Annotated in this window: 18 protein-coding genes and 1 pseudogene; 8 read left to right on the forward strand and 11 right to left on the reverse strand. The window is 62.4% G+C overall.

Annotation, left to right across the window (positions count from 1 at the left end):
• Positions 1–12: 12 nt before the first annotated feature.
• Positions 13–1,041, reverse strand: coding sequence for a LacI family DNA-binding transcriptional regulator (locus FQV27_RS01660; protein ID WP_147096113.1), 1,029 nt, complete (start codon positions 1,039–1,041; stop codon positions 13–15).
• Between the two features lie 173 nt (positions 1,042–1,214).
• Between FQV27_RS01660 and FQV27_RS01665 the strand changes: the two genes are divergently transcribed.
• The 4 genes from FQV27_RS01665 (at position 1,215) to FQV27_RS01680 (ending at position 6,395) form a co-directional block, all read left to right on the forward strand.
• Positions 1,215–2,243, forward strand: a complete 1,029-nt coding sequence (locus FQV27_RS01665) for an ABC transporter substrate-binding protein (protein WP_147096114.1) — start codon at positions 1,215–1,217, stop codon at positions 2,241–2,243.
• Between the two features lie 69 nt (positions 2,244–2,312).
• On the forward strand, positions 2,313–4,508 hold the full coding sequence (locus FQV27_RS01670; protein ID WP_147096115.1) for an ABC transporter permease: 2,196 nt from the start codon (positions 2,313–2,315) through the stop codon (positions 4,506–4,508).
• Positions 4,505–5,560, forward strand: coding sequence for an ABC transporter ATP-binding protein (locus FQV27_RS01675; protein ID WP_147096116.1), 1,056 nt, complete (start codon positions 4,505–4,507; stop codon positions 5,558–5,560). Before FQV27_RS01670 ends, FQV27_RS01675 begins: the two co-directional genes overlap by 4 nt.
• Before the next feature lie 7 nt (positions 5,561–5,567).
• Positions 5,568–6,395 (forward strand): inositol monophosphatase family protein, encoded by an 828-nt coding sequence (locus tag FQV27_RS01680; protein WP_147096117.1) that lies wholly within the window; start codon positions 5,568–5,570, stop codon positions 6,393–6,395.
• Between the two features lie 24 nt (positions 6,396–6,419).
• On the opposite strand, the gene FQV27_RS01685 is transcribed toward FQV27_RS01680, so the two are convergent.
• From FQV27_RS01685 to FQV27_RS01710, 6 genes are all read right to left on the reverse strand, one after another.
• Complete coding sequence (locus FQV27_RS01685) at positions 6,420–7,199, reverse strand: transglutaminase-like domain-containing protein (RefSeq protein WP_147096118.1); 780 nt, start codon at positions 7,197–7,199, stop codon at positions 6,420–6,422.
• Between the two features lie 116 nt (positions 7,200–7,315).
• Positions 7,316–8,839 (reverse strand): PhnE/PtxC family ABC transporter permease, encoded by a 1,524-nt coding sequence (locus tag FQV27_RS01690; RefSeq protein WP_147096119.1) that lies wholly within the window; start codon positions 8,837–8,839, stop codon positions 7,316–7,318.
• Positions 8,832–9,491, reverse strand: a complete 660-nt coding sequence (locus FQV27_RS01695) for an ATP-binding cassette domain-containing protein (protein WP_147096120.1) — start codon at positions 9,489–9,491, stop codon at positions 8,832–8,834. Before FQV27_RS01695 ends, FQV27_RS01690 begins: the two co-directional genes overlap by 8 nt.
• Entirely contained in the window at positions 9,488–10,345 is an 858-nt protein-coding gene (locus tag FQV27_RS01700) for a putative selenate ABC transporter substrate-binding protein (protein ID WP_147096121.1), read from the reverse strand. The genes FQV27_RS01695 and FQV27_RS01700 overlap by 4 nt, the downstream gene beginning before the upstream one ends.
• Before the next feature lie 139 nt (positions 10,346–10,484).
• Complete coding sequence (locus FQV27_RS01705; protein ID WP_147096122.1) at positions 10,485–11,183, reverse strand: anti-sigma factor; 699 nt, start codon at positions 11,181–11,183, stop codon at positions 10,485–10,487.
• On the reverse strand, positions 11,180–11,725 hold the full coding sequence (locus tag FQV27_RS01710) for a sigma-70 family RNA polymerase sigma factor (RefSeq protein WP_147096123.1): 546 nt from the start codon (positions 11,723–11,725) through the stop codon (positions 11,180–11,182). Before FQV27_RS01710 ends, FQV27_RS01705 begins: the two co-directional genes overlap by 4 nt.
• 140 nt (positions 11,726–11,865) lie before the next feature.
• On the opposite strand from FQV27_RS01710, the gene FQV27_RS01715 reads away from it, so the two are divergent.
• Complete coding sequence (locus tag FQV27_RS01715) at positions 11,866–12,375, forward strand: fasciclin domain-containing protein (protein WP_222611651.1); 510 nt, start codon at positions 11,866–11,868, stop codon at positions 12,373–12,375.
• Between the two features lie 78 nt (positions 12,376–12,453).
• Here the strand turns inward: FQV27_RS01715 and FQV27_RS01720 are convergent, their stop codons facing one another.
• Positions 12,454–13,362, reverse strand: a complete 909-nt coding sequence (locus FQV27_RS01720; RefSeq protein WP_147096124.1) for a LysR family transcriptional regulator — start codon at positions 13,360–13,362, stop codon at positions 12,454–12,456.
• A 279-nt stretch (positions 13,363–13,641) separates the two neighbouring features.
• Here FQV27_RS01720 and FQV27_RS01725 point away from each other — a divergent pair, with 279 nt between their 5' ends.
• The 3 genes and pseudogenes from FQV27_RS01725 to FQV27_RS01735 form a co-directional block, all read left to right on the forward strand.
• Positions 13,642–14,661 (forward strand): alpha/beta hydrolase, encoded by a 1,020-nt coding sequence (locus FQV27_RS01725; protein ID WP_147096125.1) that lies wholly within the window; start codon positions 13,642–13,644, stop codon positions 14,659–14,661.
• A gap of 96 nt (positions 14,662–14,757) precedes the next feature.
• Complete coding sequence (locus FQV27_RS01730; protein ID WP_147096126.1) at positions 14,758–15,180, forward strand: carboxymuconolactone decarboxylase family protein; 423 nt, start codon at positions 14,758–14,760, stop codon at positions 15,178–15,180.
• A gap of 201 nt (positions 15,181–15,381) precedes the next feature.
• Positions 15,382–15,627, forward strand: a pseudogene (locus FQV27_RS01735) (IS3 family transposase); the annotation flags it as partial.
• A 173-nt stretch (positions 15,628–15,800) separates the two neighbouring features.
• Here FQV27_RS01735 and FQV27_RS01740 read toward each other — a convergent pair.
• From FQV27_RS01740 to FQV27_RS01750, 3 genes are all read right to left on the reverse strand, one after another.
• Positions 15,801–16,730 (reverse strand): cation diffusion facilitator family transporter, encoded by a 930-nt coding sequence (locus FQV27_RS01740; protein ID WP_090735052.1) that lies wholly within the window; start codon positions 16,728–16,730, stop codon positions 15,801–15,803.
• Positions 16,720–17,490: a transglutaminase-like domain-containing protein gene (locus FQV27_RS01745; protein WP_147096127.1), complete on the reverse strand. Its 771-nt coding sequence runs from the start codon at positions 17,488–17,490 to the stop codon at positions 16,720–16,722. Before FQV27_RS01745 ends, FQV27_RS01740 begins: the two co-directional genes overlap by 11 nt.
• Before the next feature lie 88 nt (positions 17,491–17,578).
• Positions 17,579–18,181, reverse strand: coding sequence for a cation efflux transmembrane domain-containing protein (locus tag FQV27_RS01750; protein ID WP_147096128.1), 603 nt, complete (start codon positions 18,179–18,181; stop codon positions 17,579–17,581).
• Positions 18,182–18,203: the final 22 nt, after the last annotated feature.

The following is an 18,203-nucleotide window of genomic DNA, read 5'->3' on the forward strand; positions in this document are numbered from 1 at the left end:
CCGGGCCGACGCTCAGGATGCGCCTTGCCCCCGTGGTGCGAAACCCTGCCGAAGCGAGCCGCGCGCGCTCAGATGCGGTTGCAGGATCAGCGCGTCGGGGTTGTCGTGCCCGCTGTCTGACAGCAGCCATTCCACCGACTGTCTTGCGATTTCATCGACGGGCTGACGGAAGGTGGTCAGGTCGTATCCTTCCCAACCGGCCTGCGGGATGTCGTCGAAGCCGATGATCGACAGCGCGTCGGGAATGCGGATGCCAAGACGCCAGCGCGCGGCGTCCATGATACCGCAGGCCATCAGGTCGGTGGTGCAGAATATCCCGTCCGGTCGGTCGGGGCCCGTAAGCAGTGCCATACCAAGCTCCAGTCCGGTCTCATAAGATGTCGCGCCAAGCCGTTTCTCGACCCAGTCGATGCGGGCTTCGGCTGCGGCGGCGCGAAAGCCGGTCTCGCGCCCGAGAAGGCTGGGCGTCCCGGTCAGCGAGCTTGCGAGCGCCAGCCGCCGGCACCCCGCCGCGCGCAGCAACGACACGGCCCGGCGACCGGCTTCCTCATCCGGCAGCCGAACGATCAGCGAGCCGGGATGCTGCCCCTCGCGATTGATGAGGACCAGCCGCATGCCGTTGCGCTGGCAGGTCTCGGCAAGCGAGCGTGCAGGCATTCCCGACAGGAAGATCGCCGCATCGGTCCGATAGCTGATCGCCTGGCGAAGCGCTGTTTCGACGCTTTCATCCGACCGATCGGTGTTGATGACAAGCGCCACCTTTCCCGCCTTTTGCAGCGCTGATGTCAGCGCCGCCAGAAGCTGCGCCCGGTAAGGCGTCGCGATTTCCGCGCTGATCAGCGCGACGATGCCGGATTCGTTGCGGATCAGCCCGCTGGCAAGGCGGTTAACCTGATAGCCAAGCGTGTCGGCTGCCTTCAGGATCCGGGCGCGGGTTTCGGGCGAGATGCTGGCGCCGGGGGTAAAACAGCGAGACACCGCGGCGCGAGACACCCCGGCAAGTTCGGCGACATCCTTGGCGCTGGCTGGTGTGCGGGGCATCTGGCGATCCTTGAGGTCTGACTGTTGCACAGCATTGCACAAAACGATGCGAGAAACTGACATTTTGCGGAATAAGACCACAAAAATCCGTTGACACAAAGCCGATTCGCATTGGAACCTGATGCACAGCTTTGCACCCGGTTGCTCAGGGTGGGGGTTAAGGGAGGATTACGATGAACATCAAGAATGCCGCAATCGCGGCAGGCGCGGTCATGGGTATGCCGGTTTTTGCTGCCGGTGCTGCCGAACTGAACCTGATCTGCTCTGCCGACGTGGTGATCTGCGAAAAGCTGGTCACGGAATTCGAAGCGGGTCATCCGGACATCAATGTGAACATGGTTCGCCTGTCCTCGGGCGAGGCCTATGCCAAGATCCGCGCAGAAGGCCGCAACCCGCAGACTGACCTGTGGTGGGGCGGCACCGGCGACCCGCATCTGCAGGCGGCGCATGACGAACTGACCGCCGTTTATGAATCCCCGATGCTGGGCGAATTGCAGGATTGGGCGGTCGAACAGGCAGATGTGTCGGGTCACCGCACGGTCGGGGTTTACAGCGGCGCGCTCGGCTGGGGCTATAACACCCAGATCTTCGAACAGAAGGGCCTGGAAGCCCCGGCCTGCTGGGCTGACCTGCTGAACGAGGGCCTGAAGGGCGAGATCCAGATCGCCGATCCGAACTCATCTGGCACAGCCTATACGACGCTGGCGACGCTGGTGCAGCTGATGGGAGAGGATGAGGCGTTCGAATACCTCAAGGGCCTGAACGCCAATGTCGCGCAATATACCAAGTCGGGCTCGGCCCCGGTGAAGGCTGCGGCGCGCGGCGAAACCGGGCTGGGCATCGTCTTCATGCATGACGCCGTGTCGCAATCTGTCGAGGGCTTCCCAATCGCGGTCGTGGCGCCTTGCGAAGGCACCGGCTACGAGGTCGGGTCGATGTCGCTGATCGAAGGCGCGCAGAACCCGGACGAGGCGAAGGTCTTCTATGACTGGGTGCTGACAGCGGACGCGCAGAACCTGATGCCCGAAGCGGGTTCGTTCCAGATCCCGTCGAACAAGTCGGCGAAGGTATCGGACAAGGTGCCGGATATCAGCCAGATCAAACTGATCGATTATGATTTCGCCGAATATGGCTCGGCCGACCGCCGCAAGGAATTGCTGGCGCGTTGGGACGCGGAAATTGGCGGCCGCGCTGCCGAATAACGGCCGGGCTTGCCGGGGCAGCATGAGGGGCTGCCCCGGTCCTTTCTGACCAGATGACGGGTGGCGTGGATGAACGCTGACAACAGGCGGCTTGACTGGATCCTTGGCGGCGCGATTTTGGCGCTGCTGATCCTGCCCTGGTATCGCATCCGCGCAGGCTTTTTCAGCTTCGATTGGCTGGGCGATTTTCTGTCCGAGCCCGATCTGTGGCCCGGTTTGGTTCAGGCGCTGATGGGGCGCTGGCAGCTTTGGCCGATCATCCTGTTGGCCGCCGCCGCCCTGTATCTGCGTATTCGCGTGCCATCCAGTGCGGGTCGCGGTCGCGCGATGGTCTGGATCGGCGCTTTGGGTCTGATCTGGCTGGCGGCCGAGGGGCTGTCAGTCGGCACCCGCGGCTGGAACTGGGGCCTGCTGGAAGCCAGTTTCGGCGAGGTCGATGGCCAGCCCGCCTTCGGTGCGGGCGCGGTCATCCTGTCGCTGTTTTTCACCTGCATGATCTCCTTTGGCGCGGCCGAACGCGGCGCGTTGAAGGGCGATGCCTTCGTGCTCACCTCGATTGCGCTGCTGATTCTGCTGGTCGGCACCTTCGTTTTCTACCCGATCCTGTCGATCTTCACCGGCGCGTTTCAGGATTTCGACGGTTCATTCACGACCGAGGGCGTGCGCCGCAATATCGCGGACCCGAAGATATGGAGCCTTGGCTGCCTGACCGGCGGTGCCTGCGGCGTCGCGTGGCGCACCTTCTTTCTGGCCATCTGCACGGCCACGGCCACAACCCTTCTGGGCCTCGCCTTCGCGCTTGTCGCCACCCGCACCCGCTTTCCCTTCAAGAAAAGCCTGCGCCTGCTGACCGTCCTGCCGATCATCACGCCGCCTTTCGTGGTGGGCCTTGCGCTGATCATGCTGCTGGGGCGACAGGGCACGCTGACGCAGGCGATCTATGCGGTGACGGGGATCGAGCTTGGACGCTGGATCTATGGGCTGACCGGCATCTGGCTGGCGCAGGTGCTCAGCTTCACGCCGATCTCGTTTCTGGTGCTGATCGGCGTCGTCGAAGGCGTCAGCCCCTCGATGGAGGAAGCCAGCCAAACCCTGCGCGCCGGGCGCTGGCGGACCTTCCGCAAGGTTTCGCTGCCCCTGATGGCGCCGGGTCTGGCGAATGCCTTCCTGATCGGCTTCATCGAAAGCATGGCCGATTTCGGCAACCCGCTGGTGCTGGGCGGATCGGGCGGGGTGCTGTCGACGGAAATCTTCTTCTCGGTCGTGGGTGCGCAGAACGACCCGTCGCGCGCGGCGGTGCTGGCGGCGGTGCTGCTGTTCTTCACCCTGTCCGCTTTCATCGCGCAGCGCGTCTGGCTGTCGGGCCGCAGCTTTGCCACTGTCGGCGGCAAGGGCGATGGCGGCACCCATGCGCAACTGCCCGCCCGCGTCGCATGGCCGGTGATCGGCGTTGTATCAGCGTGGAGCCTGTTTACCATCATCGTCTATGCGATGATCCTGTTCGGCGGCTTCGTGAAGCTGTGGGGGCTGGATCACTCGCTGACGCTGGAACATTACGTCCGCGCCTTCGGCATCACATTCGATGGCGGCATCCGCTGGACCGGCGTGGCATGGAACAGCTTCTGGACCACCATGACCATCGCCCTGATCGCGGCACCGCTGACGGCGGCGGTGGGGCTGCTGACCGGCTGGCTGATTTCGCGCCAGAAATTCCCCGGCAAGGCTGTGTTTGAATTCGTGCTGATGATGAGCTTCGCGATCCCCGGCACGGTCATCGGCATCAGCTATATCATGGCCTTTAACCTGCCGCCGATCCAGATGACCGGCACCGCGCTGATCCTGATCGTCTGCTTCGTCTTCCGCAACATGCCGGTCGGCGTGCGCGGCAGCGTCGCGGCCATGGCGCAGCTTGACGGCAGCCTGGACGAGGCATCGCTGACCCTTGGCGCGGGTTCCGGGCGCACCCTTCGCCGGGTGATCCTGCCGCTTCTGCGCCCCGCGATCATGGCGGCGCTGGTTTACAGCTTCGTGCGCGCGATCACCTCGATTTCGGCGGTCATCTTTCTTGTTTCGGCAAAATACAACATGGCCACCGCCTATATCGTCGGTCTGGTCGAGAACGGGCAATATGGCGTGGCCATCGCCTATTCCTCGGTCCTGATCCTTGTGATGATAACCGTGATCGGCGGCTTCCAGCTTCTGGTGGGCGAGCGCAGGTTGCGCCGCCGCCCCGTCCCACCCGCCGCGAAGGAGGCGACCGTTTGACCAATCCCCAAAGAGGCGCGGTCGAATTCCGCGCGGTCCGCAAGGACTATGGCAATTTCACCGCCATTCCGCAGCTGAACCTGTCGATTGAACCGGGCCAGCTTGTCACCCTCCTGGGGCCGTCAGGCTGCGGCAAGACGACGACGCTGCGGATGCTGGCGGGGCTGGAAACGCCGACCGAAGGCGCGATCCTGATCGGCGGGCAGGACGTGACCCGGCTGCCGGCGAACCGCCGTGACGTGACGATGGTGTTCCAAAGCTATGCGCTGTTCCCGCATATGACCGTTTTCGACAATATCGCTTACGGTCTGGAATCCGACGGCATCAAGAAGGCCGAGGCGCGAAAGCTGGCCGAAAATGGCCTCGATCTGGTCGGCCTGTCGGGGCTGGGCGACCGGCTGCCATCGGAACTGTCGGGCGGCCAGCAGCAGCGCGTTGCGGTCGCCCGCGCGCTGGTGCTGGAACCTCAGGTGCTGCTGCTGGATGAACCCTTGTCGAACCTCGACGCGCGCCTGCGCCGCCGGGTCAGGACCGAAATCCGCGAATTGCAGCAACGCCTCGGTTTCACCGCCGTCTATGTCACCCATGATCAGGACGAGGCGCTGGCGGTGTCCGACCGTATCGTGGTGATGAAGGACGGCCTGATTGCGCAGGACGGCACCCCCCGCGATCTGTATGAATCCCCGGCATCCGAATTCATCGCCGACTTCATCGGCGAGGCGAATGTCATCGACTGTCAGGTGCTTTCGGTTCAGGGCGATATGGCCCGTATCCGTGCAGGCGGTGCCGAAATCGGCCTGCCCGCGCGCGGCGCCGGGCCCGGTCCGGCAAAGCTTGCAGTCCGGCCCGGCGCGTTCCGTGTCGCCGAAACCGGCGATGGGCTGGACGGCAAGGTTGCCACCGCCGCCTATCTTGGCGATCACATCGAATATGAAATCGACAGCGGCGCCGGGCGCCTGTTCGTCGTTGACGACACCAGCACAACCGCGTTCGCCCCCGGCACGCCCGTTCGTCTGCAATTCCGCGGCGTCGGCGTCGCATTGATCGCCTGAGGATATGATGGATCTTTCCGAACCGGACCTTGCCGCGCGCCTGACGATCACAGAACAGGTGGCGCGCGCGGCTGGCGATCTGGCGCTGGAATATTTCGCCAGTCGCAGCTCGCTGGAGATCGAGACGAAGCGCGCCCTGACCGACATGGTTTCGGTCGCGGATCGCGAGGTGGAACGCCTGATCCAAGCGCGGCTTCAGTCAGCTTTTCCCGGCGATGCCTTTCTGGGCGAGGAATATGGGCTGAGCGAAGGGGTCACGGGCCTGACCTGGGTTGTCGATCCGATTGATGGGACCGCGCCCTTTCTGAACGGCTTGCCCGGATGGTGCGTGTCGATCGGGCTTATGGATGCCACTGGCCCGCTGCTTGGCGTGATCTACGCACCGGTTTTGGGAGAGGTCTATGCGGGCGCGCGTGGTATGGGCACGACGCTTGACGGAAAGCCGGTGACTGTCACCGACCGGTTCGATCTGTCGACCGGGTTGCTTGGCACGGGCGCGAATGACCGGGCTTCGCCGGATCGGATGGGCCGGCTTTACGCGGACCTTGCCGAAAATGGCATTGCCCATGTCCGTTACGGCTCAGGTGCGCTGATGCTGGCATTCGTCGCGGCGGGCAGGCTTGTCGGATATTGCGAGCCGCGCATGGCCCTGTGGGACTGCCTTGCGGGATATGCGCTGATCGAGGCTGCCGGCGGTCGCGTCGGCGAAATCGGTGCCGAGGCGATGCGTGGCCGGCAATACGGCGTTATCGCTTCTGCCCCCAGGGATTTTGAAGCGCTTGCCGCGTTGACCGACTTCGCGGCAGCTGACTGGGACCGCGCCCCCGACGCCTGATCTGATCACACAGATGCATCGAAGTCAGTCAATGCGGCGCACCGAAATCTTCTGCGAAACCAGGGTCGCCATCTGGACCGAGGACAGGAAGGCGACGTCGGTTGCGTCACGGCCCACGGCAATGATGGCCATGTCATCGGCATGTGCCATGCCCGTAGCGTCAACCAGATGCCACGCGCCGTCCAGATAGACTTCGGCCACGGCATGAAAATCCGGCGGGTCGACATCGGGCGCATAGACGCTTGCCATGCGTGCGGGGATATTCGCCGCCCGGCACAGCGAGATCAGCAGATGCGCATAATCGCGGCACACCCCACGTCGTTCCAGAAACGTGTCGACGGCCGTGGTTTCCGGCCCCGACACACCCGACACATAATCGAGATTGTCTTCGACCCAGTCGCGCATTGCCTTGACCCGCGCGCCGCCGGACAGATCGCCGAAGGCCTTGTTGACAAAATGGCCAAAGCGTTCGGACGGACAGTAGCGCGAGGGAAGGGTATATCGCAGCGCATCGCCCGGCAGGCGCTCGAACGGGGTCGCGTTCAGCAGGGCGAGATCGGTGCGCTGGCGCTCGACCAGGACGGTTGCGGTATATTTGCAGAAAAGATGTTCGCGCGGACGGATAATCATGCGCTCGCCGATGCCCTCGTCGCCCGGCACGCGCGCGAAGCTTTCCAGATCGCCAAGGTCGATATGCGCGTTCAGGATCGTCTGGCCAAGCGCACCTGCGGTTTCGACCGACAGGACGGCGGGACCGGGTTCTTCCAGATCGTATTCAAGCGTCGTTTCCACGGAAAGTTTCATTGACCGATTCATCCTTTTTGCAGCGGCGCGTTCTTCGCATTCGTGTATCCGGGTTTCCAGCGCCAAATCTCATTTGCCGGATTCGGGCGGCCCAACGCGGCGTCTGATGCTGCTTCTTAAGCGTGCTGGGTGGCGCGCTCGACCGGCAGCAGCGCGCAATCGGTTTCCGCGACGCCCTGAACCTTCATGCGACGGCGCAGCCGAAGCGAGATGGCGTCGATTGTCGCGCTTAACAGCGCGATCACGGCAAGCAGTATCACGGCACGGTCAACGCGCAGCTCGGCAAGGGCGCTGTCGATGAAGAAACCCAGTGTTGCGATCCCGAGGATGCCCATGACCGCACTTTCGCGCAGGATGATCTCCCACCGATACAGGCACAATGCCAGAAAGCGGCCGAAAAGGCGGGGCGCAAGCTCCCAGGCCCAAAGGCTCAGGCCTCGCGGCGCGTCGGGGCGCATTTCCGGAAGGATCGCATCTGCCTCGCGGCCAAGCAGGTGCCCGATGATCGCGCCGTTATGCAGGCCAAGCGCAAGGATCGCGGGCAACAGCGAAGGACCGAAGATCTGCAGGAACAGATAGGCCAGCATGTATTCGGGCAGGCTGCGCAGTGTCACCAACAGCAAATGTCCCAGAAGCCGGCCGATCTGTCCGCTGACCGCCGCAACGCCAAGGCCGAAGCCGAAGAATGCCACCAAACCGGTCAGCACAAGCGCGACCTGCGTGGCGACGACGGTGTTCCAGATGCCGGGCAAGATCTGGGCCAGCGTCATCTCTCGGAGCCAATCGAACAGGCCGGTCAGCCCCTGGCCGTCACGAAGTGGTGCCGGGATGATGTCTTCGCTGAGAAAACGCCAGAGCGCGCCGGTCCCCATCGGTGGCGCATTCACCGTTGCCAGAAGCGAAAAGGCGGCGATGATCCAGAACGGCGCGAGCCGGGGGCGCATCCACAGCCGGATCGTCGCGATCAGCAGGATGTAACAGATCAGGATCGCGGAGGCCGCGCCGTAATCCCCTTTCCGGAAAAAGCTGTCGAGCTGGAAGCCAAGGGTCGGCAACCCGATGAAGCCGATCACGGCGCTTGCCCGCATGCCGCATTCCAGCCGGTAAAGCGTGTAAGCCAGCATCGGGGCGCGGATCATCGGCAGGCTTGCCCAGACAAAGCGTGAAACGGCGTCGGTTCGCGGGGGAAGGGCGTTGCGGGGCCGGGGGTCGGCTTCTTCGATCTGTTCGGCAAAGACCTTGGCAAAGATGCCCGCATAGGGCAGGGCGAGCGCAAGAACCCCTGCCGGCGCGCCAATGCCTATCGCCTGTATCAGCAGCAGCGCCCAGAAAATTTCGTGAATGGAACGCAGCGCGATGCACAGCGCGCGTACGGGCCGACGATCATACAACGGCGCCATCAGAAGCCCCGCCGCCGCGCCGATCGAGACACCCGCAACTGCGAATGCGACGGTCAGGGCCAGGGCATGGGCCAGCGTCTCGACGGCGGAAAAATCCGGGCGCGCAAATCCCGCCAGCATGCGGCCAAGCAGTGGCCAGGGATCGTGGCCCGCGATGCCCAGATCGGCGAATGGCAGCATCAGCCCCGCGATCGCCACGAAGATCACGACGACCGCATATGGCGACAGCCGGTCACGCATAAAGCGCTTCGATCTGTGCGTCGCTGACCTTCTTCGTTTCGGCGTCGAAGCGGACGCGACCGTCCTTGAGACCGATTATCCGGGTCGCGTAGAGGCGGGCGAGGTCGATGTCATGCAGTGCGATCAGCGCCGTCGGAAAGCGGGCAGCGATCATCGACATGATGTCGCGCGACTGGACCGCATCCACAGCCGATACAGGCTCGTCTGCGACGATGACTTCGCCGCCGCGATAAAGCGCACGGCCAAGCGCGGTGCGCTGACGCTGCCCGCCCGACAGTGCCTCGACCGGGCGGGTAGCAAATTCGGACAGTCCCAGCGGCAAAAGGATCGCGTCGATGCCGTCACGCACATGCTGCGGCAAATGGATCAGGCGACCCAGGTTGATGATCCCGGAATGATCGTCCAGCCGGCCCATATAGACATTGCGGCGCACGGAAAGCTGCGGCACCAGCCCATGATCCTGCGGAACAAGCGCCACGCGCGTTCGGGCCTTGGTCATCTGACGATAGATCGCGGCCAGAAGCGTCGATTTTCCCGCCCCGGACGGCCCCAGCAGCACCACGCGCTCGCCGTCGTTCAGCGTGAAATCGACCCCGCTGAGAACCGGTTTCGCGCCATAGCCGAGCGTCGCGCCGTCGAGCCGTGCCTTCATTCCAAAAGGTCCAGCTCCTCGCCCACGGTCTGGATCGGCGCGTAATCCTCGTTCGCTGCGGCAATGAAGCCAGAGCGCGGGAAGCTTGCCAGCAGATCGGGGTCTGTCATCCCGATAAGCGCTTGCTGGACGCGGTCCGAAAAACCCTCGCCAAAGCGATCATCGACATCGCCGCGGATCGTCCAGTTGTAATCGGGATAAGGCGGCGTCTTCCAGATGATCTTCGCGGTTTCGATCTCTGGCAGGCCGTCGGTGACCGCCTTGTCATAGACCGAGAAATTCAGCGCGCCCACGTCATAGGCCCCGGTCGATACCAGCCGCAGCGTCTGGCTGTGATCGCCCGAAAAGCCGACGCGGCTGAAAAAGTCTTCCGGCGCATCGCCTGTCTCCTCGCGGATATAGAATTCCGGCATTAACCGGCCCGAGGTCGAGGTCTTGGCCCCGAAGGTGAAGCTGAGCCCGCGCATGTCCATCGGGAATTCTTCCGATGCGCTCAGCCCGGTTTCGGTATTCGCAATGAAATAGCTGACGAACTGCTTGTCCTCGACGCCCTGCGCGATGGCCTTCGCGCCAGGTGTGACCATCCGCGCCTGCACGCCGGTCAACCCGCCAAACCAGGCCAGCTGGATCTGGTCGTTGCGAAATGCCGTTACCGAAGCCGCGTAGCTTTTGACCGGCACGAAGGCCACGTCCACGCCAAGCTCGCCCGCCAGATAATCCGCGACCTTGTCGAAACGCTCCTTCAGCGCGGTGTCATCCTCGTCGGGAATTGCCGAGAAATAGAAGGTCTCCGCCCCGGCGGCCGACAGGCCCGCAATCATGAGGGCGGCAGAAAGGGCAAGGTGCTTTATCATGTCAGTTCCATTCCCGAGAGGCATCTGCGGCGCGGCAGGCTCCGCTGCCCGACCCGATTCTTTGATGTAAAGGTTGTTCGGGGCATATCTGAACGAAGAATGCGGCAAGCGGCAACCCTGCAACGGCTGCCACTCGACGCTAAATCCGCCGCATTTCTGCCAGCGCGATGATTGGCCCGGTCGCCACGCCGCCCGGCGCGCCGCCGGCAGGCTCGTCGGTGATCGCAAGGGTCGCGTTTGCCACACGGGTCCGCAGATCCTCTGGCAGCGGCATCGCGGCTTGCCCCTCATGCGGCATGACGCCAAGCGAGATCGGCGCGTTGTCACCCTCGATCAGCCACAATTCGAAATCGCGACCCTCGCCGGGAGGGGTGCCGGCGACCGAGACCCTCATCTCGCCGTCGCTTTCATCGTAAAGCGCTGTCAATCGAACCGAACTGTCTTCCGACACCATGTCAGAGACCCAAAGCCGGCGCTCATCCGGCGCGCGCTGAATGCCAGCCCACATGACCAGGATCAGTGCCGCGGTCGCCAGGGCGCTGCCGATCGCGAGCCAGCGCCACAGCCGCAGCGCGCCGTTCGGCGCGGCCGAACCCATGCCGGGCTGAATTCGCCTTTCAATCCCGTCCCAGACCCGTTCCGGCGGGCTGACAGGGCGCACTTCTTCGGCGATCGGGTCGAAATGAGTTTCCCATCTGGCAACCTCGGCAAGCAGCGCGGGTTCGCTCAGCAGGCGGCGGCGGAATGTTTCTCGCTCGGGTTGCGGCAATGTGCCAAGCACGTATTCGCCAGCCGTGGCAATGTCTCGCGGATCAAGGGCGGGGGTGTCGTCGGTCATCTTGTCAGACACTCCCTCAATCGGATGAGACTGCGCCGGAGCCAGCTACGCATTGTGTTCAGCGGCACCGAAAAACGCTCTGCCAGTTCGAGGTAGCTTTCGCCTTCGACATAGGCCAGACGCACCGCCTGCGCCCGGTCGGGGTCAAGCTCGGCCAGACATGCCTCGATCCGCCGCCCCTCTGACCGCCGGATAGCGTCCGCTTCCGGCCCCGGCGCGGCATCGGCAAGATTGTCCACGGCGTCAAGGTCGCCGCCACCGGGCTTGCGGCGGCGCAGCGTGTCTATGGCGAGATTGCGCGTCACCGCATTCATCCACGCGTGCGGGCTGGCCACCTGCGGGGCATAGCGGTCGGCGTTGTGCCAGAGTTTGACGAACACCTCCTGCAAGGTATCTTCGGCTTCCTGTTCATCCTTCAGAATACGAAGGCAGATCGCGAAAAGTTTCGGTGAAGCAACCTGATAAAGCTGCCGGAATGCCGCACGATCCCGCATGGCAACGCGTGCCAGCAGGTCCTGAAGCTCTGCCGGGTCAGGCGTCATGGGATGCTCCGCTTCATCGGGGAAAGCATGCAACAGCGACGCGCCTGCTGCAAGACGCCGTGCTCCTTCACGAAACCGTGATAGGCGCAACAAATCCGGTCGCGGCCCCGTCTCATGACCACATACCAAAGGAGGATGGAATGAAGGTTATGAAATTTGCGATGACCACTGTCTTTGCGTTTGCCGCTTCTGCGGCGCTTGCGCAGGACATGCCGGCAACTGTCGCCGATATTGTGATGGAATCTCCGGACCACACGACACTCGAACAGGCAGTCGTTGCCGCCGATATGGGCGAGGCGCTGATGGGCGAGGGGCCGTTCACCGTCTTTGCACCGACCGATGCAGCCTTTGCCGCATTGCCAGAGGGCGCGCTGGAAGAGGCGTTGATGCCCGAAAACCGCGACAAGCTGGTCCAGATCCTGGGGTGTCACGTCGTCGAGGCACGCGCGCTTGCCGCCGACGTCGCCCAGATGATCGCCGATGACGGTGGAACCCATCCCGTCACGACGATGGGCAATTGCGAGCTTAACCTGACGCTCGACGGCGACATGGTGAAAATCAATGATGTCGTGACCGTCACCGCGGCGGATATGGAAGCCGGAAACGGTGTCGTTCATGTCGTGGACGGCGTGCTGCTGCCCGCTATGTGACCCCGGGCGCAACATGTCCGGCCGGGCGCAGCCTGACTGCGCCCGGCCTCATGATCAAGGCGGCTGCGTGTCTGACTTTCAGTCGTGTGCAGCACCCTCCGCCCAATCGCGAATGGCCTGCACGAACAGCCTGAACGCCGTCGGCTGATGCCGGTTTGCCGGGTAATACAGACATGCTCCTGAAAACACGTGTCCCCATTCCGGCAGGACACGGATAAGCCTGCCATCGGCCAGATGGTCAGCGGCCAGCATTTCGGGAAGCCATGCGATCGCAATGCCGCCGAGCGCTGCTTCAAGGATGAGATTGGTATTGCCCAGCGTCATCGGGCCCGAAACGTCGATTGAAGTCGTCACGCCATCACGCTGCAGTTCCCATGGGAAAAGCGCACCGCTGGCGAAGCGGTAACGGATGCAGCGATGGTTTAGAAGATCCTGCGGCGTGCTGATGTCGGGGGATCGTGCCAGATAGGCCGGGGCGGCGACTGCGATGAACCGCCAGTCAGGGCCGAATGGCACGATCTCCATGTCCCTCGGCACGTCCTCGCGGATGCGGATGCCTGCGTCGAAGCCGTCGGCCACGACATCCACCAGCCGCGTGTCGACAACGATTTCAACATGGATATCGGGATACTTCTTCAAGAACCCCGGCAAGACGTTCTGGATTATGGGCTTGGCGCCAATTTCCGCCGCGCTGATGCGGATTGAGCCGGTCGGCCGATCCAGCCCGGCCGCCACCTCGTTCACGGCATTCTCAAGATCCGCAATCGAGGGGCGGACGCGCCGCAAAAGCTGCTCGCCCGCATCGGTCAGGGCGACAGAACGAGTTGTCCGGTTGAACAGGCGCACATCAAGCTTTGCCTCCAGATTGCGGATCGTGTGGCTGATCGCCGAGGGCGACACGCCAAGCACGCGCGCAGCTTCGCGAAAGCTGCGATGATCTGCGACCATGGCAAAGGTGTTCAGTTCCGCAAGATCTACTTGAGCCATATTGTTGAGAACTTTTGAACAGGTTTGTGAAATATATCCATCATTGATGAGGATATTGCATCATTATAGAAGATTCGCGAGCCAAGCCAGAGATTCCTTCAGCACCGCGCTGCTTTCCTGGCAACCCGCACAGGCACCCGATGCTCGCCTGAGGTTCTTATGGAGAACGAACAGATGAACATGATCAAAGTTGCCCAAACGCAGATCAACCCGACACGGCGGCGTTTCCTGGGGACGTCCGCATTCGCGCTTACCGCTACGATGATAGGAGCTAACTTCATGACAAGTACCGCAGCCAAGGCCGCAGCAGGCGAGAACCCGTTTACCCTCGTTTACGCAGATGCAATCAACGCGAACGAGCCGGGAAAGGTCAACATTCACCCGGTGCAATACGACCTGCACGGCGTCGAAATCGCCGCGAATGTCTATACGCCGGCCAATTATGACCCGGCCGGCAGCTATCCGGCGATTGTTGTGGCGCACCCGAATGGCGGCGTGAAAGAGCAGGTGGCCGGTCTTTACGCACAGCGTCTGGCAGAGCTGGGCTATATCACCATCGCGATGGATGCGGCTTATCAGGGCGGCAGCGGCGGCGAGCCGCGTAATACCGACAAGCCGCAATTCCGTATTGAGGACATTCACGGCGCGGCAGACTATATCGAGCAATATCCCGGCGTCGATACAACGCGGATGGGCCTGCTGGGCATTTGCGGCGGCGGTGGATATTCACTGGCCGCAGCAAAGACCGACAAGCGATTCAAGGCCGTCGCCACGATCAGCATGTTCAATACCGGCAGGGTTCGTCGCAACGGTTATATGGATTCGGACCTCGGCACGATCCATGATCGGATGAAGCAGGCATCGGATGCCCGGGCGCAGGAAGCTGCCGGAGGCGAAATCAAGTATCTGGGCGACGCCGTGCTGACGGATGAACAGATCGCGGCGCTGCCGTTCGATCTGTATCGTCAGGGGTTCGAGTATTACGGAAAAACGCATGCTCATCCGAACTCGAACGGGCGCTACACCATGAGCAGCATGCTTGACCTGATGCGGTGGGATGCCACCAATCAGATCGAATTGATCGACCAGCCGCTTTTGATGATCGCGGGCACCGCGGCGGACAGCCTGTATATGACCGAGGACGCTTTCCCGAAAGCGACCGGCACCAATGACAAGAAGCTGTTCACGATCGAGGGCGCCAAACATATCGAGACTTACTGGGTCCCGGAATATGTGAACGCGGCCATGACTGAACTTGATGCCTTCTACGCCCGGACCGTTGCGCAGGATCGTGCCTGATCCCGGCGTTTTTTGTTGCAGGCACTTAGTCGAAACCGACTGGCCGGTGCCGCCGTCCAATTGCGGTGCCGGTCTGATCAATCAAGGAATTTTCTTATGAAGAATGTCAGAAATGCGATCCTGGCCTCGGGCCTTCTCCTGTCATCGGGAATGGCAGGCGTCGCAGATGCGCAGACCCAGGAACCCGATGCGGAGGCAGCGCAGGAGAATGAACCTTCGCGCGCGCAGCAGCTTTTCGGCGAGATTTCCCCGAAGATGGTCGAGCTGACGGATGACGTGCTTTATGCCGATATCTGGGAGCGTCCAGAACTTGCCAAACGCGACCGCAGTCTGGTCACGATCTCGGCGCTGATCGCCCTGAACCGCCCCGACCAGCTTCGCTCTCATATCAATGTCGGGCTGCGAAACGGGCTGACCGAGGAGGAAATCGTCGAGACGATAACCCAGATGGCGTTCTATGCCGGCTGGCCAGCAGCTGTGTCGGCTTTGGCAATTGCCAAGGAGGAGTTTCAGGAATGAGCGGCCGGCATTTAGCTGTCGGTTGATTCAGGCCATGGAGATCTTGTAAGCACACCGCCCGAATGAACATCCTCATCGCGATCCGGCCCCGCTTTTCGAGGCAATGATGTCACTAGCTATGCTCGGCACTGTCGAATTTCGCCGCCCGGCGGTGTCGGTTGTCACCGCCTGCGGGTGATGATTTCTCTGTCGATTTGCACTTCCATGAGCGGGAAAGGCAACTGCTACGACAATTCAGCTGTCGAAAGCTTCTTCAAATCGCTGAAGGCAGAACTTGTCTGGCGCCGCGACTGGCGAACACGGCGCGAGGTCGAGATCGCCCTCTTCGAATACATCAACGTCTTCTACAACCCGCGTAGAAAACACTCCGCCCTGGGCTGGAAATCACCCGTGGCCTTCGAACAGAGGGCCTCCGAACATGAGCACCTGACCGGAAACCCCTTCTAAACCTGAGAAATTCCGCCTCGGACCCGCCGCCGGGACAGGTTCGAAAGGGTGGTAATGGCGGAGGGGATGGGCCTGATATCCAACCTTCTCCACCAAGCTGACACTGCCTGCCCTGCGCTTAAGTGTATGAAGGTGCGAGATAATATCGTTCTTCCGTCAATTCGTGCTCCTGATCATTCATGGCCATTACTACCGTGACCGTAGAGGTTGGCGTTGGTGTGGGCGTTCCTTTCATTCTCGAATTCGAGGCTGGAATGAGCGATGCCGAAGCGCTCGCTCAGTCGTGCTTTGATCTCGCCCTTGATGGCCTCGATTCTTGTCCATCCATCTTCGGCGACGACCACGTGGCAGTCGAGCGCCGCCTCGTGTTCCTGCATCTGCCATAGATGCACGTGGTGGACATCCGTAACGCCGTCCACGTCCCGCATCGCGGCAATCACGGCCGAGTTGTCGATATCCGGCGGGCTGCCCAGCATCAGTGTCCGGATCGGGCCGCCGATCTCGGTCAGTGCGAGATACAGTATATACAGCGCGATACCGATGGTGATTGCGGGATCGACCCAGCGCAGGTCGTAGAGAATGATCAGCGTGCCGCCGACGATCACGGCGACCGAGGCGAGCGCATCCGAGAGGTTGTGCAGGAAGAGCGCGCGGATGTTCACGCTGCCCTTCTGCATGGACCAGGTGAGCGCCGCAGTCAGAGCGTCGACCACGAGCGCCACGCCGCCGAGGATCACAACGGTCCAACCCTGAACCTCGGGCGGATCGATCATGCGCATACCGCCCTCGTAGATCAGGTAAACGCCGACGAGGATGAGTGTCGTGTAGTTGATCAGTGCAGCGACAATCTCGATCCGGCCGTATCCGAAGGTCATGCGTTCGTCGGCGGGCCGCCGCGCGATCTTGCGCGCCGCGAAAGCGATCACCAGCGACGCCATGTCCGAGAAGTTGTGCAGCGCATCCGCGATCAGCGCGAGACTGCCCGAAACGACGCCGCCCGCGATCTGTGCGACGGTCAGAAGGGCGTTCGCCCAGATCGCGATGGACACGCGCCGGTCACCGGATGCGGGATCGATGTGGGCATGGCCGTGATCATGCGGCACGGTGCGTCTCCTCATGAAGATGGTTCGGGCGAGCGAGGCCGGGGATTTGCGGCACCTTGCCCCGCCTAATTGCGCGCACGCGTCTGTTCATCCAGTGGCGGATGACGTGGCGATAGAGCCAGTCGCGCAAGGCGCCGAAGTCCTGGCGATGCCCCCGGTAGAACTCGTCTGGTATAGCGTATGTTGCGAGATCGCGGGCGATGCCGGTCTTCTGGATATATGTGTCGTCGCCGGTCCACTCGACCGGTGGGCCGCTCAAGCAGTCGGTGCTGGCCCCGTAGCCGCAAAGGCTTTCCATCTCGATGAACGCCCGTTGCAGCGATTTCAGAAAGGGCGTGTCCAGGATGAACCCTTCGAGATTGATCCATCCATTCTCGGTCTCGACCTCTACCCAGGAGTGGATGATTTCCGCGGGGGCCAGCGGATAAACCCACTCGGGCACGACACCGCGCTGGAGCGCCTTGTGGATGGTGAAGCCATGCAGGCGACACCGAATGCCAAGGCCACGTAGCAACGCCATGAGCAGCGTGCCCTTGGTGTTGCACTGGCCGTAGCCGTCCGACAGCACTTCTGAGGCCGGGATGTCGTCGGCACGATTGTAGCCGAAAGCGATCTCGTTTCGGACGAAATCATAGGCGGCACCGATCCGGTCATGCTCGCCAAAAGCCTGCCAGCCGCGGCCCGCGACCAGATCCGCAATAGGAGCGGCTTCGAAATCCAGCAGCCGCGTGGCTGTCAGCAAGGGGTCAACGGCGGGCAAGATGCATCTCCTCGAGTCTGGCGAGGATCTACATAAATGCTCGAGCGACTGTAGCTTCAAGTCCTTTTTCTCAGAAGGCGATCAATCGCTACCGGTCGTCGGCATGAACGGCTTTGTGGTGTTCGCCGTGTGCATCGCGCAGGATGTCGATACCGCCCCACGACGCGATCCCGGCCACGACCACACCCACGACCAGGTCCGGCCAGTTCGTTCCCAGCCAGGCGACGAGACCGCCAGCCACGACGATCCCGAGGTTCGCGGCGAAGTCGTTCCAGCTGAAGGTGTTCGCCGCGCGGATGTTGACGTCCGGTTCGCGGAGTCGGGCGAGCAACCAGACGCAGACCGCGTTGATCGCCGCGGCGATCAGGGCCATGGCGATCATGATCGTCCCGAGCGGATCTGACCCGCCGATGTAGCGGCGCCATGCATCGTAGAGGATGCCTGCAGCGAACAGGATCAGCAGCCCACCGGAGATGTTCGCCGCTCCGCGTTTCCATTTGCCGGACCGGGACAGCGCAAACAGGCTGATAGCGTAGACGAAGCTGTCGGAAAGGTTGTCGAGGCCGTTGGCGATCAAGGCGCTGGAATCGCCGAACGCACCGGTTGCAAAAAAAGCCACGGCCAGACCGATATTGAGCGCCAGAACGATCCAGAGCGTGCGTCTCTCTTTTGAATCTTGTTCTGCGGCCATTTCTCGTTTTCGGCTCGTGGTT

The sequence above is a fragment of the Paracoccus aurantiacus genome (genome assembly GCF_007993065.1).
Classification (GTDB): Bacteria; Pseudomonadota; Alphaproteobacteria; order Rhodobacterales; family Rhodobacteraceae; genus Paracoccus; species Paracoccus aurantiacus.